Origin of the sequence: Microvirga brassicacearum, assembly GCF_008757455.1 — a bacterium.
Classification (GTDB): Bacteria; Pseudomonadota; Alphaproteobacteria; order Rhizobiales; family Beijerinckiaceae; genus Microvirga; species Microvirga brassicacearum.
In genome coordinates, this window is sequence record NZ_VCMV01000041.1 from 29,917 (window position 1) to 46,929 (window position 17,013).

16 protein-coding genes and 1 pseudogene are annotated in these 17,013 nt (G+C 62.4%); 6 read left to right on the forward strand and 11 right to left on the reverse strand.

Annotation, left to right across the window (positions count from 1 at the left end; all coding sequences use genetic code 11):
* Nucleotide 1 precedes the first annotated feature (1 nt).
* The 5 genes from FEZ63_RS19745 to uxaC form a co-directional block, all read right to left on the reverse strand.
* Complete coding sequence (locus FEZ63_RS19745) at nt 2-844, reverse strand: ABC transporter permease (protein ID WP_150947704.1); 843 nt, start codon at nt 842-844, stop codon at nt 2-4.
* Between the two features lie 4 nt (nt 845-848).
* Nucleotides 849-1,676, reverse strand: a complete 828-nt coding sequence (locus tag FEZ63_RS19750) for an ABC transporter permease (RefSeq protein WP_420846307.1) — start codon at nt 1,674-1,676, stop codon at nt 849-851.
* 93 nt (nt 1,677-1,769) lie between these two features.
* Nucleotides 1,770-2,843 (reverse strand): ABC transporter ATP-binding protein, encoded by a 1,074-nt coding sequence (locus FEZ63_RS19755; protein WP_150947708.1) that lies wholly within the window; start codon nt 2,841-2,843, stop codon nt 1,770-1,772.
* A gap of 24 nt (nt 2,844-2,867) precedes the next feature.
* On the reverse strand, nt 2,868-4,055 hold the full coding sequence (locus FEZ63_RS19760; protein ID WP_150947710.1) for an ABC transporter substrate-binding protein: 1,188 nt from the start codon (nt 4,053-4,055) through the stop codon (nt 2,868-2,870).
* Nucleotides 4,056-4,106: 51 nt separating this feature from the next.
* A complete protein-coding gene (gene uxaC, locus FEZ63_RS19765) occupies nt 4,107-5,510 on the reverse strand; it encodes a glucuronate isomerase (RefSeq protein WP_150947713.1) in 1,404 nt (467 codons plus the stop codon).
* 161 nt (nt 5,511-5,671) lie between these two features.
* On the opposite strand from uxaC, the gene FEZ63_RS19770 reads away from it, so the two are divergent.
* Both FEZ63_RS19770 and FEZ63_RS19775 read left to right on the forward strand, forming a co-directional pair.
* Nucleotides 5,672-6,352, forward strand: a complete 681-nt coding sequence (locus FEZ63_RS19770; protein WP_244622899.1) for a GntR family transcriptional regulator — start codon at nt 5,672-5,674, stop codon at nt 6,350-6,352.
* Nucleotides 6,353-6,376: 24 nt separating this feature from the next.
* Nucleotides 6,377-7,909, forward strand: a complete 1,533-nt coding sequence (locus tag FEZ63_RS19775) for a UxaA family hydrolase (protein WP_150947717.1) — start codon at nt 6,377-6,379, stop codon at nt 7,907-7,909.
* A 12-nt stretch (nt 7,910-7,921) separates the two neighbouring features.
* On the opposite strand, the gene FEZ63_RS19780 is transcribed toward FEZ63_RS19775, so the two are convergent.
* Nucleotides 7,922-8,113 carry a YegP family protein gene (locus tag FEZ63_RS19780; RefSeq protein WP_150947719.1) on the reverse strand — a complete coding sequence of 64 codons (192 nt, stop codon included), beginning with the start codon at nt 8,111-8,113 and terminating at the stop codon, nt 7,922-7,924.
* Nucleotides 8,114-8,313: 200 nt separating this feature from the next.
* Here FEZ63_RS19780 and FEZ63_RS19785 point away from each other — a divergent pair, with 200 nt between their 5' ends.
* Entirely contained in the window at nt 8,314-8,619 is a 306-nt protein-coding gene (locus FEZ63_RS19785; protein WP_150947721.1) for a hypothetical protein, read from the forward strand.
* Nucleotides 8,620-8,642: 23 nt separating this feature from the next.
* Here FEZ63_RS19785 and FEZ63_RS19790 read toward each other — a convergent pair whose 3' ends face one another.
* The 4 genes from FEZ63_RS19790 to FEZ63_RS19805 all read right to left on the reverse strand — a co-directional run bounded on the left by FEZ63_RS19790 (nt 8,643) and on the right by FEZ63_RS19805 (nt 12,369).
* Nucleotides 8,643-8,840 carry a hypothetical protein gene (locus FEZ63_RS19790; RefSeq protein WP_150947723.1) on the reverse strand — a complete coding sequence of 66 codons (198 nt, stop codon included), beginning with the start codon at nt 8,838-8,840 and terminating at the stop codon, nt 8,643-8,645.
* A 123-nt stretch (nt 8,841-8,963) separates the two neighbouring features.
* Complete coding sequence (locus FEZ63_RS19795) at nt 8,964-10,169, reverse strand: calcium-binding protein (RefSeq protein WP_162419795.1); 1,206 nt, start codon at nt 10,167-10,169, stop codon at nt 8,964-8,966.
* 186 nt (nt 10,170-10,355) lie between these two features.
* Nucleotides 10,356-10,769, reverse strand: a complete 414-nt coding sequence (locus FEZ63_RS19800) for a VOC family protein (RefSeq protein ID WP_150947728.1) — start codon at nt 10,767-10,769, stop codon at nt 10,356-10,358.
* A 121-nt stretch (nt 10,770-10,890) separates the two neighbouring features.
* Entirely contained in the window at nt 10,891-12,369 is a 1,479-nt protein-coding gene (locus tag FEZ63_RS19805) for an alpha/beta hydrolase (protein ID WP_150947730.1), read from the reverse strand.
* A 257-nt stretch (nt 12,370-12,626) separates the two neighbouring features.
* On the opposite strand from FEZ63_RS19805, the gene FEZ63_RS19810 reads away from it, so the two are divergent.
* Nucleotides 12,627-14,408: a metallophosphoesterase family protein gene (locus FEZ63_RS19810; RefSeq protein WP_244622900.1), complete on the forward strand. Its 1,782-nt coding sequence runs from the start codon at nt 12,627-12,629 to the stop codon at nt 14,406-14,408.
* A 25-nt stretch (nt 14,409-14,433) separates the two neighbouring features.
* On the opposite strand, the gene FEZ63_RS19815 is transcribed toward FEZ63_RS19810, so the two are convergent.
* Nucleotides 14,434-15,483 (reverse strand): AI-2E family transporter, encoded by a 1,050-nt coding sequence (locus FEZ63_RS19815; RefSeq protein WP_244622901.1) that lies wholly within the window; start codon nt 15,481-15,483, stop codon nt 14,434-14,436.
* A 320-nt stretch (nt 15,484-15,803) separates the two neighbouring features.
* Between FEZ63_RS19815 and FEZ63_RS19820 the strand changes: the two genes are divergently transcribed.
* Both FEZ63_RS19820 and FEZ63_RS25775 read left to right on the forward strand, forming a co-directional pair.
* Nucleotides 15,804-16,619, forward strand: coding sequence for a nickel-binding protein (locus tag FEZ63_RS19820; protein ID WP_150947732.1), 816 nt, complete (start codon nt 15,804-15,806; stop codon nt 16,617-16,619).
* Nucleotides 16,620-16,645: 26 nt separating this feature from the next.
* Nucleotides 16,646-16,891: pseudogene (locus FEZ63_RS25775) on the forward strand (SAM-dependent methyltransferase); the annotation flags it as partial.
* Between the last annotated feature and the right edge of the window lie 122 nt (nt 16,892-17,013).

A 17,013-nucleotide genomic window follows, 5' to 3' on the forward strand; every position in this document is an offset into this window, starting at 1 on the left:
CTCAGTGTGCAGGCTGTTGCTTGGCGCGGGTGACGATCTGCGCCGGATTCACGAAGCGGAGGGCGACCAGAAGCCAGATCAGCGTGGTCGCCATGTAGATCACCGCCATGGCGTCGATGGACTGGACCGCGCGCACACCGGCGGCGAACACCGCGTAATAGAGTGCGACCACCAGCGTCTGGCTGGTGGGGCCGGCGACCAGGAAGGTCAACTCGAACATCGCAATGGTGCGCACGAGGACGAGCAGCAGCGACGCGAGAATTCCCGGCAGCAGCAGCGGCAGCAACACGTGAATGAAGAGCTTGAACGTGTTTGCGCCGAACACCCGCGCGGCGGCCTCGATCTTCGGGTCGATCTGCTCGATGAAGGGGATCATCACCAGGATGACGAACGGCACCGTCGGCACGAGATTGGCCGCCACAACGCCCCAGAAGGTACCGGCAAGACCGGTCTGATACAGAACTGTCGCCAGCGGAATGCCGAAGGTGATCGGCGGGATCAGCAACGGCAGCAGGAAAAGCAGCATGACCAGCCGCTTGCCGGGAAATTCCCGGCGTGCGAGCGCATAGGCCGCGGTCACGCCGAGAACGCCCGAGATCAAGACGACCAGCCCCACCACTTGGAAGGAGACGATCAGCACGTCGCCGAGCTGAAACTCCGACCACGCGGAGGAATACCAGCGCGTGGTCCATCCGGCCGGCAGCCAGGTGCCGAGCCAGCGCGTGCCGAACGAGCTGGTGATCACGGTACCGATCATGGCAAACAGGTTGAGGATGAAGAAACCGACGACAGCCCAGACAGCTGTCGCCCACAGTTTAGCACCGATGGTCGTGTCGCGGATCATGATGCTACCCCTTCGCGCCGCTGGCAGGGCCGCGATAGAACAATCCGCGCGACGCCAGGACGGCCACGACGATTGCAAGCTGAACGAAACCCATGATCATCGCGATGGCGGAGGCCATCGAGTAATCATATTCCTCGAAGGCAGCCTGGTAGGCCGCAATCGAGATGACGCGCGTCGGGCCGGCGGGCGCGCCGAGGAGGACCGCCGACGGGAACACCGAAAACGCTTGAACGAACGACAGGCAGAATGTGATGGCGAACCCCGGCATCAGGAGCGGCAGGTAGACGTGGCGAAAGCGCTGCCATGCGCCTGCACCCAGCGTTGCGGCTGCCTGTTCGAGCGCGGGATCGATGCCGGTCACGTAGGAGAGCGTGAGCAGGAACGTGAACGGGAAACCGGTGAGCAGAAGCGAGATGAAAACGCCCCAGTAATTGTGCAGCAGCCTCACCGGCTGATCGATCAGTCCGATCGTCATCAGCGTGCGGTTGAGCCAACCTTGAGGGCCGAGATAGTTCAGCAATCCCTCGGCCACCAGAACCGTGCCGAGCGTGATCGGCAGAACGAGGATCGCCGTGAGGATGCGCTGGTTGCGCATCAGGCGCACGCGGAATGCTATCGGCACCGCGAGAAAGAGATTGATGAGCGTCGTCGGCACCGAGAGCCAGAGCGTCTTGGCGATGGTCTCATAGAGAAACGGATCGGCGAAGAAGCGACTGTAATTGGCAAGCCACGAGGCGTCAGTGTTCTTCGGTTCGAACGACAGGACCAGGCCGAAGGCGAACGGATAGATAAAGAGCAGAACGAGAAACAACGCCGCCGGCAGCACGAGCATGGTAACGGCGTCAAAACCGTTCGCAGCGAGGCGCTGCCGCAGGGTGGGACCGTGCTGGGAGGCGTGGAAGGTGGAATGCATGCGCTGCGCCCCTTAAGCCTGATCTGCAAAGATCAGCACGCGTTCATCGGCGACCGTCAGATGAATGCTGCCGCCCGGCTCGACGGAATGGTGTGAACGGAACACGAAATCCGCACCTTGCGACGACCGCGCGGTGCCGACGAATTCGCGGCCGCGATACTCGATGGTCTCAACAGTCGCCTTCAGGGCGTTGCCGCCGGGTTCCGTCAGCATCAAATCGTCGGGCCGGATTGCCACGAACGCAGAGGTTCCCACCGGCAGGTCCTCCCGCGCCAGACCGCGAAACTGCGCGCCCTCCACATCGATGACGGCATGACCGCCGTGGTTGGAGATCACCTTGCCCTTGAGCTTGTTGCGAAAGCCCATGAAGTCCGCCACGTCGAGATGCGCGGGCGCTTCATAGAGTTCCTTCGGCGATCCAACTTGTCGGATCATGCCGTCGCGCAGCACGACGATGCGATCGGCGAGAGACAGCGCCTCGTCCTGGTCGTGCGTCACGTAGATGGTTGTGGCGCCGAGCTCGTTGTGGATGCGGCGGATCTCCGCGCGCATTTCCAGCCGGAGCTTCGCGTCGAGATTCGACAGCGGCTCGTCCATGAGAACCAGCGGCGGCTCGATGACGATCGCGCGGGCAATCGCCACACGCTGCTGCTGCCCGCCGGAAAGCTGCCCCGGCAGCTTATGCTCCTGCCCCTGCAACCGCACGAGGGCGAGCGCCTCGTCGATCTTGCGTTCCATTTCGACGCGCGCGGTACCGCGCATCTTCAGGCCGAAGCCGATATTCTGGCGCACATTGAGATGAGGGAAGAGGGCGTAGTTCTGGAACACCATTCCAAACCCGCGCTCTTCCGGTTTCAGAGTATCGACGCGGCTCTTGTCGAGCCAGATCGATCCACCGGTCACAGGAAGCAGACCCGCGATGCAATTGAGCGTCGTCGATTTTCCGCAGCCGGACGGGCCGAGCAAGGCGACGAACTCGCCGCGCTTGATCGTCAGGCTGACATCGCGCAACGCGTTGAGCGTTCCGAAATCGCGGCTCACATGGTCGAGCCGCACTTCGTCGAACTGGGAGAGAGCGATTGTCATCGCGGGTCCTTATTCTCTTTGATCTTATTTACGTTTCGCGCCGCCGACCTGCTCATCCCACATGCGGAATGCGATCACCATCTGGTCGGGCTGGAGCGGAACTTCGATCGGATTATCGGCGATCATCTTCTCGTATTCGGGGCGACCGAATTCCTTGATGGCCGCCTGGCTTTCCGCCGGAGCCATGTCGAGGGTGACACCCTTCACGGCCGGGCCCGGATAGAAATAACCCTCGTCGTAGGTGTAGGCCTGCTGTTCCTTGGTGAGCAGGAAGCTCATCAGATCGAGGAGCACCGCCTGCTTCTCGGGCGAGAGGCCCTTCGGTACGCACATGTAATGCGCGTCGGCGACCCAGTGGAAACCTTTCAGCGGGCCGATCTTCGCTTCCTTCGGCACCACGCCGAGAACGCGCGGGTTGATGTCCCAGCCGGTGGTCGACACCGTCATGTCGCGCGAACCCTCGCCCAGCTCCTTCATCACCGCGCCGGTGCCCGACGGGTAATACTCGATGTTCTGGCCGAGCTCCTTCAGATAGGCCCAGGTCTTGTCCCATCCCTTCGCAGGATCCTGCGGGTTGCTGTCGCCGAGGATGTAGGGAAGGCCCATGATGAAGGTGCGGCCGGGGCCGGAATTTGCCGGGCGGGCATAGATCAGGCGGTTCGGATTGGCCTTGGTCCAGGCGAGAAGCTCCTCGGCCGTCGTCGGCGGAGTCTTGACGCGCTCGGGCATGTATTCGAGCAGCGGTCCGGACGGATAGTAGGTGACGACCACGCCCTGCCCTTTTGCAAGGGCCTGCATTTTCGCGGCGGCCGGCAGATAGATGTCGTCGAGCTTGGGCAAAGCCGCCGCGTGCGTGCCGAGCAGATCGACCCACAGCTTCTGTTCGATGCCTGCGGACAAGGCATCCGTGCCGGTGAGCACGAGATCGATGTCGACGCGACCGGCATCCTGCTGCGCCTTGATCTTGCCGGCGAGTTCCGGGGCAGGCGCCTTGGTGAAGGTGATCCGCGAGACGAGGTTCGGCTTGGCCTTGCGATAGTTCTCGATCGCCTTCTGCGTCAGCGCCAGGTTGCCCGCAACGTCGATGATGTTGAGCGTCACCGGCTCCTTTGGCAATGCAAGCTGCGCGAAGCTGGGACCGCCGAAAGCTGCGACGCCTGCTGCGCCGGCCACACCGCCGACGAACGTCCGTCTGGTAATAGGTGTCTTCATGGTCTTCCTCCCGTTTCTGTGCGACATGACCTCATTGAACCACGTCGGTCGTCACAGTTTGTAGGCCTCTTTGGCGAGGCGATAGGCGAGATCGTGAGCAACCTCGTGCGCCTCGTCCTCTTCCAGGCGATGGCTCGTCACGAGGTTGGCGAGAAAAGCGCAATCGACGCGCCGCGCCATGTCGTGGCGCGCGGGAATCGACAGGTAGGCGCGGGTGTCGTCGTTGAACCCCACCGTATTGTAGAAGCCCGCCGTCTCGGTCGTGAGTTCACGAAAGCGCCGCATGCCCTCGGGCGCGTCGAAGAACCACCAGGCGGGACCGAGCTTCAAAGCCGGGTAGTGACCGGCGAGCGGCGCCAGTTCGCGCGAATAGGCTGTCTCGTCGAGGGTGAAGAGAATAATGCTGAGATTGCTGTTGTTGCCGAAGCGGTCGAGCAGCGGCTTGAGGGCGTTGACGTATTCAGTGCGGGTCGGAATATCGCCGCCCATATCGCGCCCGAAGGTACGGAAAAGGTCGGCATTATGGTTGCGGAACGAACCGGGATGGATCTGCATGACCATCCCGTCCTCGACGCTCATGGCCGCCATCTCGGTCAACATCTGGGCGCGGAACAATTCGGCATCGGCCGGACTCGCCGCATCGGTGGATACGCGCCGGAACAGGGCCTCCGCATCGGCTTTCGAGAGATCCATGGTGCGCGCGCTGGGATGTCCGTGATCGGTCGAGGTCGCGCCATGATCGCGGAAGAATGCGCGGCGCTGGCGATGGGCCTCGAGATACCCGTTCCAGGATGCCGTGTCGCAACCAGTCAGTTCGCCAAAGCGCACCAGATTGTCGCGAAATCCCTCGAAATCCGGATCGATGACGGGGTCCGGGCGATAGGCCGTGATGACGCGGCCGCTCCAGCCCGATTTCCGAATTGTGTCGTGATGTTTCAGCGGATCGAGCGGGCTCTCCGTCGTCGCAATCACCTCGATGCCGAAGCGTTCGAAGAGCGCGCGGGGCCGAAATTCCGGTGTGCGGAGCGCGGCGTCGATCCGGTCGTAATAGGCATCAGCGTTTTGCGCCGACAAGCGCTCGCTGAAACCGAACACGGTCGCGAAGGTGTGATCGAGCCAGAGCCGCGTGGGCGTGCCGCGATAGAGATGATAATGGGATGCGAACAGACGCCAGACGGCGCGCGGATCGGGCGCTGTCGCGGCACCATTCCTCGGCGCGATGCCAAGATCCTCGAGACGGATCCCCTGGCTGTAGAGCATGCGGGAAATGTAATGGTCGGGCACGACGAAGAGCGTCGCCGGATCCGGAAACGCCTCGTTCTCCGCATACCAGCGCGGATCGGTGTGACCGTGAGGCGAAACGATCGGCAAGTCCTTGACGGATGCGTAGAGATTGCGCGCAATGGCGCGGCTCGACGGATCGGAAGGAAATAACCGATCCTCGTGGACCAGCATGGCGTTACTCCCAAGGGCGGACCCGGCTTCTCGCGGCCGATTTGTCGTCCAACGCTTTACCTTAGGATGACTCACTTTGCTTTGCAATGGTCTACTAGTATGGTAGCGTACCACTAATGTCTCAGGAACCTCTTGCAAAACTTGAAGAGAGCAACGAGCCGATGGCGCGGCGGGTGACGCTGGCGTTGCGGCAGGCGATTGTGTCGATGCATCTGTCGCCGGGGGAGATGCTGTCGGAACAGGACCTCGCCCACCGCTTCGGCGTGAGCCGCTCGCCGGTGCGCGAGGCGTTCATCAAGCTGAGCCAGTCGGGCCTCGTGCGCGTGCTGCCCCAGCGCGGCACCCTGGTCGTCAAGATTTCCCGAGCCGCAGTCGAGGATGCACGCTTCATTCGCGAGGCGGTTGAATGCGCGGTGGTCCGCGAAGCGGCGCTGAAGGCCACGCCCGCGATGCTGGCCGGATTGACCGACAGCCTCGTGCGCCAGAAACGCGCCCTGCGTACCAAAACCACCTCGGAATTTCTGGCTCTCGACGAAGAGTTTCATCGGCTGCTTGCCGAGAGTGCCGGGCGCCCGGCCGCCTGGGAGATGATCGAGGACGTGAAGCCGCAGATGGACCGCGTCCGCTTCCTCGATATGTCGCAAGGGCCGCAACGCCACCGGATCATCGCGCAGCACGCCACCATCGTCGACGCGATCAAGGCCCGCGACCCTGCCCAGGCCGTGAAGGCCATGCAGGACCACCTCGGCGAAATTTTGCTCTCGCTGCCGGAAATGGCGGCGAAATATCCGGATCTGTTCGAGCCGGCAGTCGCCGATGCGCAACCGGCTCTGAGCGCGTGAATGCGCTCGCCATAGAGGTCGATCATGCTCGATAAACCCGCCCCCCACCCGCGAACCGTTCGCCTTCACGAACGGGACAACCTTGTGGTTGCCGTCGACCCTATCGAAGTCGGCGCGCTGGCCGACGGCATCACGGCGCTCGCGCGCATTCCGCGCGGTCACAAGATGGCAATTACCCCGTTGGCGGAAGGCGAGCCCGTTCTTAAGTTCGGGCAGATCATCGGCTTTGCGGGAAAAGCCGTGGCACCGGGCGAGTGGCTGCATGAGCACAACATCGTTCTGCATGATTTCGCACGCGATTACCGCTTCGCCGAGGCTGCGGCGGCGGAAGCCATTCTGCCTGTCGCCGAACAGGCCACCTTCGAGGGTTTCAGGCGCGCCAGCGGCAAGGTTGGAACGCGAAACTATCTGGCCATTCTCACCAGCGTGAATTGCTCGGCAACGGTCGCGCGGTTCATCGCGCGGGAAGTTGAACGATCCGGCCTGCTCGATGAATACCCGCAGGTGGACGGCGTCATCCCGCTCGTCCACGGCACCGGCTGCGCCATGGACAACAAGGGCGAGGGCTACGACATCCTCAAGCGCACCCAATGGGGTTACGCATCCAACCCGAACATGGCGGGCGTGCTGATGGTGGGGCTGGGCTGCGAGGTATTCCAGATCGGCCGCTGGAAGGAGGCCTATGGCCTCACCGAAAGCGACACTTTCCGCACGATGACGATTCAGGATGTCGGCGGCACGCGCAAGACGGTCGCGGCCGGTCTCGACGTCATTCGCGACATGCTGCCCGCCGCCAACCGAGCGCGGCGCGAGACCGTGCCGGCCTCGGAGCTGATGCTTGCGCTGCAATGCGGCGGATCGGACGGCTATTCGGGCATCACCGCAAATCCGGCATTGGGCGCGGCGGCCGATATCCTGGTTCGAAACGGCGGCACCGCGATCCTCTCGGAAACGCCCGAGATCTATGGCGCCGAACACCTGTTGACGCGGCGCGCGGCGACCCGCGAGATCGGCGAGAAACTCGTCCAGAGAATCGCGTGGTGGGAAGATTATACGGCGCGCAACCGCGGCGAGATGAACAACAACCCCTCCCCCGGCAACAAGGCGGGCGGCCTCACGACGATCCTCGAGAAATCCCTCGGCGCAGCAGCGAAGGGCGGCACCACGACGATGACGGGGGTGTTCGAATACGCAGAACCGGTGACCGCAAAAGGCTTCGTGTTCATGGACACGCCCGGCTACGATCCTGTTTCCGCGACCGGGCAAGTGGCAGGCGGCGCCAACGTGCTCTGCTTTACCACCGGGCGCGGCTCGGCCTATGGCTGCAAACCGACGCCGTCGATCAAGCTCGCGACCAACAGCGAAATCTATCGTCGCATGATCGAGGACATGGATATCAATTGCGGCGATGTCCTCGATGGCGTCTCGATCGAGCAAAAGGGCGCGGAAATCTTCCGGACAATCCTGGATGTCGCATCCGGCAAGCGCACCAAGTCGGAGGAACTCGGCTACGGCGATGCCGAGTTCATTCCATGGCAGGTCGGCGCCACGATGTAACGCCTGGAGCCGTCAGGTCCCGGCGATCTTCAGCGTCATGTCGACGACGGCCGCCTGCGTCGACTGCTTCACGAGCGCGATCCCGTGCTCACAATCCTCCCGGCGCTTGTAACCCTCGCCGGATTCCGCCAGCACCTGCCCGTTCTGATGCCGAAGGCGCCAGCGCCATTCGGCCCCCGCGTCACGATACAGTTCAAAACGCATGTCGCTCCCCGTGTTGTGTGCGGACAACGCTCAAGCTACGCTTTGGTTTACGGGAATAGAAGTCAAATCGGCGGTGCGCCGGAGAACCGACGACGGCCGCAGGCCTCGCCGAGGTCATGAGGGACCGGGCCGGAACGCGAGCGGCAAAGAATCGTTGATGGGGCAAGCGGCGCATTACCGAGCTCACGAGAGGACGAACCATGGCCAAAGACCACGATAGTTATTATTCCCCCGAAGTCGAACAGCATTTCCGCCGCCGCTCCGGCATCGGCACCTACACCGCGGGTGCGGTGGTGATTGCAGGTCTTGTGGGGCTTGGGATCGGCTGGTTGATCTATGATCGCATGTCGGCCCAGGCCGAACAGGAACGCCGCCGCCAGGCGCGTCTTGAGAACAAAGCGAATGCCCGTCGCGCGCTGGAAATGAAGAAGCGGGGGCCACAGCACCGCCACCCGGACAGCAAAAGCGCCAACGAGGGCATGCGCAATATTCCAGCCTCGACCTGAGACCGGTTGATCGGGCGAGAAGTTCAGCGGGACCTGAACAAGCGCGCGAGGCGGTCGCTGAAACGTCGCGGCCAGAATGCCACCACCGCGACGATCAAGGCCATCAGCATCAGCGTCACGAGAACCTGCACCACGCCGAAGAGCGGCGCGTCCTTGGCGAACACGATTCCCGTCAGGACGCCCGCCGCAATCATCAACCCACGCACCAGCCAACCGATCACGACCAAACTCCAGCAAGACGCATTCGCTGGATCAGCATATGTCGTGCACGCATCGATTGGCGAGACCTAATCCTCGCCCGGCAGAGGCGTCGGGCGATCATTTGCCGCCCGACGCGGCGCCGGTCAGATCACGAAGAAATCGTGAAAGGTCATCTTCAACTTCTTGCTGACAACCGCGAACTTGACCTGCGCCTTCGCGCCGGTGCCATCCGAGTCGTAGTAGAGGGCGCCGGTGGCTTTGTCGTAGATGATGCGATCTTCAGCGTCCGCCGCGTGTTTGCCGATCGTGAACATATCCTTGTTCATCTTGCGCGGGGACGAAGCGCTCCCCTTGCCGACCTTGAAGATGGCGTTTTCGAGATAGAAGGTGTCGGCCTTGACGTTGTAATCCGAGATCCGGTCTACATTGAACTTCTTGTTCAGCTTGCTGTTGAAGACGAATTTGTCGTTACCCAAGCCGCCGTTGAGGCGATCGTTGCCGAGGCCGCCATAGACGAGATCATTGCCGTCGCCGCCATAGGTCCAGTCGTTGCCCGCCTCGCCAAATACCCGATCATTGCCGCCTTCGCCGTAGAGAAAATCGTTTCCCGCTCCGCCGAACAACTGATCGTCACCGCCGGCGGAGAAAAGCGTGTCGTGGCCGTCCTTGCCGTCGAGCAAATCGTTGCCGGCGCCCAGGTGGCTGTTGAGACCGGATCCGAGCGCGATCACGTCGTTGCCGGGGGTGCCATATTGGGAAATGCCATTGGAAAAGGCGGGCGCCGCTCCCTCGTCGGACACGGTGACAAAGCCCAGATCGTTTCCGCCCGGTTCGCCGAAATAGAGGTATTTCGGAGCGCCGGGAGTTCCGGTCGAGACAGCTCCATTGAGGAGGAATGTGACCTGCCCGCCTTCACCGAGCGAAAGCGCGCCGAAGCTGGCACTTTCCTGCCCATCCCGGGCGCCAAGCGTGCAGAACGCTGAGTCGTAGGCATTGCCGGTGGTGCCGAAGAGGTGATCGGTGTTCCAGAATTCAACGTCGCCGGCGTTCCATTGCCGCAGGAACCCGGGGTGATAGACGACGCCGTTGCCGCTGAAGTCGAACGCGTTTTCGCCGACAATGAGCGTGTCGTCCGCTGCGTTCGACGCACTGGTCGTCAACTGGGAGGAAAGCTTCAGAAAGTCGAGATCGAGCCCCGACGCGCCGCCCGTGCCTCCGGATTTAATATTATCGTCCCCGAAGGTGATAGATCGAATTTCGCTCAATCCGGACTGGCTGAGATCGATGCGGTAAACAACTGTACTTCCAACAGAACCAATTTGCTCAACATTTACTCTGACGCTGGACATGACTGAATACTCCACGCACCACAACTTGCACATCATGTGGATTTTACTTGATGTCTGTCCATACCCCTTCGTGTGTATAGCGGCTTTTTGTCCTCACCCGTATGATCCACTACCTAGAGGTAGGGATTTGCGGAGAACGCCGCGAGGGTCGTCATGCGTGCTGTTCGTCGTCCGGTGGGGAAGAGTTCAATACCCTTCCCACAAGCCGGGCGTTGCGATTTCCAGCAGGTGCCCGTCGGGATCGCGGAAATAGAGACTGACGCCGCCGCGTGGCCATTGCATCCGGCCTTCGATGGCGATTCCGGCATCGGCGAGATGGCGTTGCCACTCCTCCAACTGGTCGACGCCGATCGAGAAAGCCACGTGCATCGGGCCATGCCCATCATGAGGTGGAATCAATCCGCCAGGAGTTTCGACCGGCTCAACCGACTGGCCTTGCGGAAACAACAGCAGGACGCTTTTGCCACCGACGTCATAGGCACGCATGCGGTGATCGGCACGGAGATCCCGCAAGCCAAGAACATCGCCGTAGAAGGCCGCGGCCCGGTCCAACTCAGCCACGTACAGAACAGTCTCAAGCACCCGGTCCAATTTGGGCATCGCCACGTCTCCGGTTCGCATCGTGGAAAATGCCAGAGACGGCGAGCCGTTCCCCGGTGGACTCGGCGGCCGAGGGCGCGATGCCTCCATAGTGATCGCAATAGCCTCGCCGGATCACGCTTTATCGGGACGGTTTGGCTGCTGCGAGACTCGCGTCGATATCTGCATCGATCCGGGAGATCACATAAGGAAAGAAGGGGTTCGACGACATTCGCAGAAGCGAATCGAGCCCGATGATCAGGGCGCCGCGCTCGCCGCGGCCCGCTTTTGATCCGAGCGTGATGCCGAAATCCTCACCCGGCTCCGGCCTCAGACCATAAAGAGCGTCGCTCATCGGAAAGGGCAGCGCCACATGCGACAGGGAATAGACGTCCGACGGATAGGCCAATCCCATCGGCTGGACCTCCTCCGTCGTCGCGCCGGCCTGCGTCGTCACGGCGACCACTTCGCTGCTGTCGCTGCTCGCATTCGTGATGACCGTCGTGCGAAACCGGCGCGGCGCATTGGGCAGGAGGCGGGTCACAAGCGTCTCGTTGGCGGTGCTGAACAGGAGACCGAATTTCGCCGATCGGTTGAGGTCGAACAGAACCAGTTCGCTGCCATTGGCCGGCAGGTGCGCGTAAAGAGACGAGATGATGGCCCGGGTGCTGACCGTAAAATCCAGCACCGACTGAAACGTGAGAACCGGCGGCAACCGATCGAGCCGGCCCTCGCGGGAAGCGCGAGCGATGCGCTCCTGCAGAGAGACGGTCAGGCGATGCGACTGTCGTGCCCCGTTGACGGGAAACGAGTTGTACTTGAAGGGATTGAATTCCGGCAAAATACTGAGCCATGCGGCCTTTGCAAAAGCCGGCAATACCGCCGGCATCGCCGCCAGCCCCGCAAATCGCGCGAAGCTTGTGATTCCAATCATCGGAGAGATCAGGATCAACCTGTCAGGCTTCGCCAACTGATCGTCTTCGAGGGCATCGAGAGCGTATTTCATCGCCAGCGCTCCACCGTTAGAGAAGCCCACGATATGCAGCGGCATCGAGGGCCCGGTGCGGCGGCGCGCTTCGCGAACCGCAAGGCGGGTCGCCGCCATCCAGTCTTCCCACTCCACATCCGTCAGCGCGCCCGGGACGGTGCCGTGACCCGGCAAGCGGATCGCGACCGCGACGAAGCCGCGCTCCCGGTAGTGTCGGGCAATATGGCGGAGGCTGTAGGGCGAATCCGTCAGCCCGTGGAGAAACACGACCGCGCCGACTGGCGGTCCCTGCGGCTCGACCACATAGGTGCGGTTCCAGTCCTGAGCAAAACTGCCCGGATAGATCGGGCTCCCATCGAAGTACCGATTGACCGGGACGCGCTCTTCCGGCTCCAGCTTCTGCGTGACCTCTCTGCGCAGGTCATCGAAGATCGATTGCTCCGCTTTCAGGTATTTCCCCCAGTCGGCGGCGTCGATCTCGTCGGCGCTGAGCTCGCTCGGAATGTAGGTGTGCCAGGGCTCCAGGGGCGCTCCGCGCTGTGAATCATAGGCTCGCACGGCCAGCAACGTCAGCGCGACCACGCCAAGCAGAATGAGTCCGCGCCTCACATGTCTGATTATCCTGCTGTGCATCGGTCGTGTCTTGGTCAAAGCGCCCCGCCCCGTCTCTGCTGCCGGCTGTGTTGCCAATTTGAAGTGAAAGGCCCGCCGCAAGCACAAGCCTTATCGCACCAAAAAAGGCGTGGAGCGAGAGCCTGAGCGGCTCTCTCGAGCAACCGAATACCGGACAAGCGCTTTTCGAAGCGCCATCGCATCAGACGCGCGTTCGGATTTCGGGACCCACTCGATTCCCCGGTGGAAGTGCGCAAAGGCCCATGTTAGCGAAAAGCATGTTGGATCCTGTGGTCGACCCGCGCAGAGGCGATATCGAGGACGATGCCTCGAGCACAAAGCGCCACTCGATGCTCTCGCTGGCGGGCAGCCTTTTGGCCGAGATCAGTCTGCCCAAGCTGGTCCTGGCGTGGACGCTGCTCATCGCCCTGCCCTGCCTCACGCTCGGAATGGCGCCGCTGCTCGCGTCCGCCTGGCTCGGAACCATGTCCTCGAGCGCGTCGCTGCTGCTCACCGGGATCGGACCGGCGTTGTTCCTCGCGCTGTTGGCCGCTCTCGGCTGGTTCGGCGGGCGGACGTTTTTTCGCTTGGCCGAAAGCAGCTTCTGGTCGCTCAATTCCCTCGCCGTGCAACCGGGTTACGTTCTTTGCCGGGAGGGAATGCGTCACCTTTCCGAGCGCCTGCTTCCCACGACGACCAGCCGGTCCTATGGCCCGTTCATTCAAGCAGGCACGGCCGTCGCAGCGGGCCTGATCGTCTGCGCGGCAGCACTCGGGATTCTTGCTCTCACCTGGCCGGCCTCGCGCTGGATCGGCACCTTGTCGGATCTGGCCTCGCCCTCCCGACTCTTGATGCTGGCATTAGCGAACAGCGTTGTCCTGATCGCCGGCTATCTCGCCGGCGCCGCCCTCATCTGGTGTATCGCCGATGCGGCGATGGCGCAGCCGCAGGACCTCCACTCGTTCCATGCAGTGTCGGCCGGCGAACGGACGTTTCGCATCGCGCACCTGTCCGACATTCATGTGGTGGGCGAACGCTATGGTTTTCGCATCGAGAGTGGAAGATCGGGTCCCCGCGGCAACGAGCGCTTCAGGCGGACTCTTGGCGAATTGGCGCGAATCCACGCCGACAATCCCCTCGACGCGATCGTGATCACCGGCGACATGACCGATGCCGGCCGCTCCGCCGAATGGTCGGAATTCTTCGATGCCCTCGCGCCTTATCGCGAGTTGTCGGAGCGGATGGTGGCACTGCCCGGAAATCACGATCTCAACGTGATGGACAGGGCCAACCCGGCCCGGCTGGACTTGCCGACGAGTCCGATGAAACGGCTTCGGCAGATCCGCACCATGTCGGCGCTGGCACGCCTGCAAGGATCAAGAGTTCGCGTCGTCGATCGAGAAACCGGCCGGCTCGACAATACGCTCATGCAGGCTCTCGAACCGCGGCGGACCGAGATGGCCGCTTTTGCCGACCGGGGAACATTCCGTCTCTCTCGCCCCCTCGGCGATCTGTGGGCCGGCGTTTTCCCGATGGTACTGCCGCCCAAGACCAGCGATGGATTGGGGATCGTCGTTCTGAACTCGAACGCGGAAGCGCATTTCTCCTTCACCAATGCGCTTGGATTCATGTCGGCGGAACAGACCCGCTCGATGGAGGCCGCCATCGCGGCATTTCCCCAGGCTGCCTGGATCGTCGCGCTCCATCACCATGTGGTCGAATATCCTCGCCCCGCCAAAGCGCTGTCGGAAAGGATCGGCACCGCCCTCATCAACGGCAGCTGGTTCGTTCGCCGCTTGCAGCGGTTTTCCGACCGCACGGTGGTCATGCATGGCCATCGTCACGTGGATTGGATCGGCAATTGCGGTGGTCTTGCGATCATCTCCGCGCCCTCTCCCGTCATGGAGGCAACCGGCGACATGGCGACCTATTTCTACATTCACACGCTGGCGGTGGGTCCTAAGGGGCGCATGGGATTGCTGGCACCGCAGCGCGTCGATCTCGAGGGTGATGCAGGAAGCAGTCCCGCCGCGTCGCTCGACACGGTCGCGACGACCTGATCGGCAGGCGCAGTCGATTGTCGGGTCACGCTTTTTTGGTGTCCGGCCCACCCAGCAGATCGGCGAGCCACCGGCTGCGCGGATGCTGCTCACAGAGTGTCAGCACCGCAATGACGATCGGCACGCCGATGAAGGCACCGGCGATGCCCCACAAGAATGTCCAGAAGAACACCGCGAACAAGACCAGGAACGGCGACATCGACAGCGCGCTCCCGGCGATCCGAGGCTCAAGGTAGCTGCCGACCAGGAACTGGATCAGGTTGAGGCACGCGAACACGGTCACGGCCATCTGCCAGGATTCGAATTGTGTGATGGCAAACAACGTCGGAAAAACCGTCGCGACGAGCGGACCGATGAACGGAATATAATTGAGCGCGAACGCGATGACGCCCCATTCCGCCGCGAGCCGAAGATCGGCCAGATAGGCGAAGCCCCAGACGAGGCCGCCGGTCATGATGCTCATCAGCGTCCTGACGAGCATGTATCGGCGAAATTTGGCAGCCGTCTCGATGCCACCGACCAGCAAGACCTTGCCGATCTCCTTGTTGGCCAATCGCCTTAGCTTGTCGGCGATGGTGTCGACTTCGAGAAGTCCGAGAATGATATAAATCAGGACCACGAGCGAAAAGCTCAAGGTGGCGTTGATCCTCGCCGTCAGTTGTTGGAACAGGCGGACGAGCCAGCCGACATTGAAATGTTCCGCCCAAAGACCCGCAACAACGATCCCGTGCCCTTCCAGCCACCCGACCGTCTGGCCATAGAGCATCTGGAAGCGGGCCGCATCGCTCACGAGATGACGCCCCACTCTGCCGAAGCCCCAGACGATGATCGATCCGAACACCAGCACGATGACGACGGTTGCAAGGACGCTGATCGCGAGGGCCACAAGCTTCGGAAGCCGCGATTGCAACGAACTCTGGAGCGGCCACACGAGCGCTATGGTAAACAGCGCGAATGCCATCGGGGCAAAGACGGTGCGCGCGAAATAGAGCGCCGAGACGACAAGGATTGCGGTGCACAGCCCGATCATCGCCATAAGCCCGCGCGAACTCGTCATCGGCATGGGATCGTGCATGTTGTACCGCCTCGGCAACCACGGGGTTCAAGTGCTATCTGTGTGGAATTCCGCGCCAGAACGCAACAGGCTGCCATCGTTTCCCGCCGCGCGAAGACCGTAATCGAGATCGTCCCGGCGGGATCCCCGCGCGGTCGCACCGGCACACGCGAGCGCCGCTTCGGGATTCCGGCGCTCGATTGGGACGGGGACCTCCTGGCGGCCAGACAGGGACAAACCAGGGCCGCGTATGGCCGTACCCACCTGAGCAGGCCGTGCGCGAGGGCAGTCCCCGGCGCTTGCGGGATGGTGTAGACTTGCCGGGACTATGGGAGCCGGCGATGCCAATATTCCTGGACCGACACAACCTGAAAGGTGCCACGGCCGCCGACATTGCCGAGGCCCACCGCAAGGACCTGGAGGTGCAGGAAGCGTACGGGGTGCGGTTTCTCACCTATTGGTTTGACGAAGCTCGGGGAACCGGCTTCTGCCTGATCGATGCCCCGGACATCGAGACGGCGATGCGGGTTCATGACGAGGCGCATGGCAACGTTGCGAAGGACGTGATCGAGGTAGACCTGTCGGCGGTCGAGGCTTTCCTGGGCCGGGTGTCCGATCCTGCGCAGACCGCTGCCCCATTACAGGTCCGCATCGACCCGGCGTTCCGCGCCATCATGTTCACCGACATCGTCGATTCCACCGCCATGACCGCAAGGCTGGGCGACCTCAGGGCCGTCGAGATGGTGCGAGCTCACGATGCCCTGGTCAGACGTGCGCTGAAGGACAAGGGCGGGCGAGAGGTGAAGCACACCGGAGACGGCATCATGGCCTCATTTGATGAAGTTCCGGCAGCGGTGGACTGCACCCGCGCCATTCAACAAGCCTTCGATGCGTTCAATCTCGCCAGCAAGGAAAAGCTGCGGGTTCGGATCGGCCTCGATGCCGGCGAGCCGGTCGCCGACAGCAACGACCTGTTCGGAGCAACAGTGCAGACGGCGGCGCGCCTTTGTCAGAGCGCCGAACCCGAGACCATAATCGTGTCGGAAATGGTGCGCGGCCTGGTGCCGGACCGGATCAAGCTGGTCGAACTCGGAGTTCGGTCGCTCAAGGGCATTTCTGATCCCGTCAGAGCTTTCGAAGTGACGTGGCGCACATAATCCCCTCGGGAAACTGCGGGTCCTCTTTGCCCGGGACGCTGCGCCGCATTCGTGCGTTACTCTCAGCCGAGGGCCTGTTCATCTTCAAGACACCCTGCGTTGGGGATATGAATCCACTCATCCGCCTTGCCTTGTTGCCGGCGATGCGCGCGATCGGCAAGGCACCCTATGCCAACGTCTTGCGGGCGGCGGAGGTGAGCCAGTTTGTATCTGCCGCAGGCTTCGACATTCTTGCCACTGAAATCCACACAACCAAGGGGAACGAGGCCCGGTCGGCACATAATCGGGAATCCAAACGCCCGACGGAAGCACCTCTCCCCTGTGGGGAGAGGTCGAGCGGAGCGAGGGTGAGGGGGTGAGACCTTTCCGGAAAGCGCGCATCCCCTCACCCGGA

Bases quoted from the DNA above. Each gene is read 5' to 3' on its own strand.
- FEZ63_RS19795 (WP_162419795.1), bottom strand. From the start codon at position 10,169: ATGTCCAGCGTCAGAGTAAATGTTGAGCAAATTGGTTCTGTTGGAAGT.
- FEZ63_RS19775 (WP_150947717.1), top strand. From the start codon at position 6,377: ATGCTCGATAAACCCGCCCCCCACCCGCGAACCGTTCGCCTTCACGAA.
- uxaC (WP_150947713.1), bottom strand. From the start codon at position 5,510: ATGCTGGTCCACGAGGATCGGTTATTTCCTTCCGATCCGTCGAGCCGC.
- FEZ63_RS19770 (WP_244622899.1), top strand. From the start codon at position 5,672: ATGGCGCGGCGGGTGACGCTGGCGTTGCGGCAGGCGATTGTGTCGATG.
- FEZ63_RS19755 (WP_150947708.1), bottom strand. From the start codon at position 2,843: ATGACAATCGCTCTCTCCCAGTTCGACGAAGTGCGGCTCGACCATGTG.
- FEZ63_RS19785 (WP_150947721.1), top strand. From the start codon at position 8,314: ATGGCCAAAGACCACGATAGTTATTATTCCCCCGAAGTCGAACAGCAT.
- FEZ63_RS19810 (WP_244622900.1), top strand. From the start codon at position 12,627: ATGTTGGATCCTGTGGTCGACCCGCGCAGAGGCGATATCGAGGACGAT.
- FEZ63_RS19800 (WP_150947728.1), bottom strand. From the start codon at position 10,769: ATGCCCAAATTGGACCGGGTGCTTGAGACTGTTCTGTACGTGGCTGAG.
- FEZ63_RS19745 (WP_150947704.1), bottom strand. From the start codon at position 844: ATGATCCGCGACACGACCATCGGTGCTAAACTGTGGGCGACAGCTGTC.
- FEZ63_RS19780 (WP_150947719.1), bottom strand. From the start codon at position 8,113: ATGCGTTTTGAACTGTATCGTGACGCGGGGGCCGAATGGCGCTGGCGC.
- FEZ63_RS19760 (WP_150947710.1), bottom strand. From the start codon at position 4,055: ATGAAGACACCTATTACCAGACGGACGTTCGTCGGCGGTGTGGCCGGC.
- FEZ63_RS19815 (WP_244622901.1), bottom strand. From the start codon at position 15,483: ATGCACGATCCCATGCCGATGACGAGTTCGCGCGGGCTTATGGCGATG.
- FEZ63_RS19805 (WP_150947730.1), bottom strand. From the start codon at position 12,369: ATGCACAGCAGGATAATCAGACATGTGAGGCGCGGACTCATTCTGCTT.
- FEZ63_RS19820 (WP_150947732.1), top strand. From the start codon at position 15,804: ATGCCAATATTCCTGGACCGACACAACCTGAAAGGTGCCACGGCCGCC.
- FEZ63_RS19750 (WP_420846307.1), bottom strand. From the start codon at position 1,676: ATGCTCGTGCTGCCGGCGGCGTTGTTTCTCGTTCTGCTCTTTATCTAT.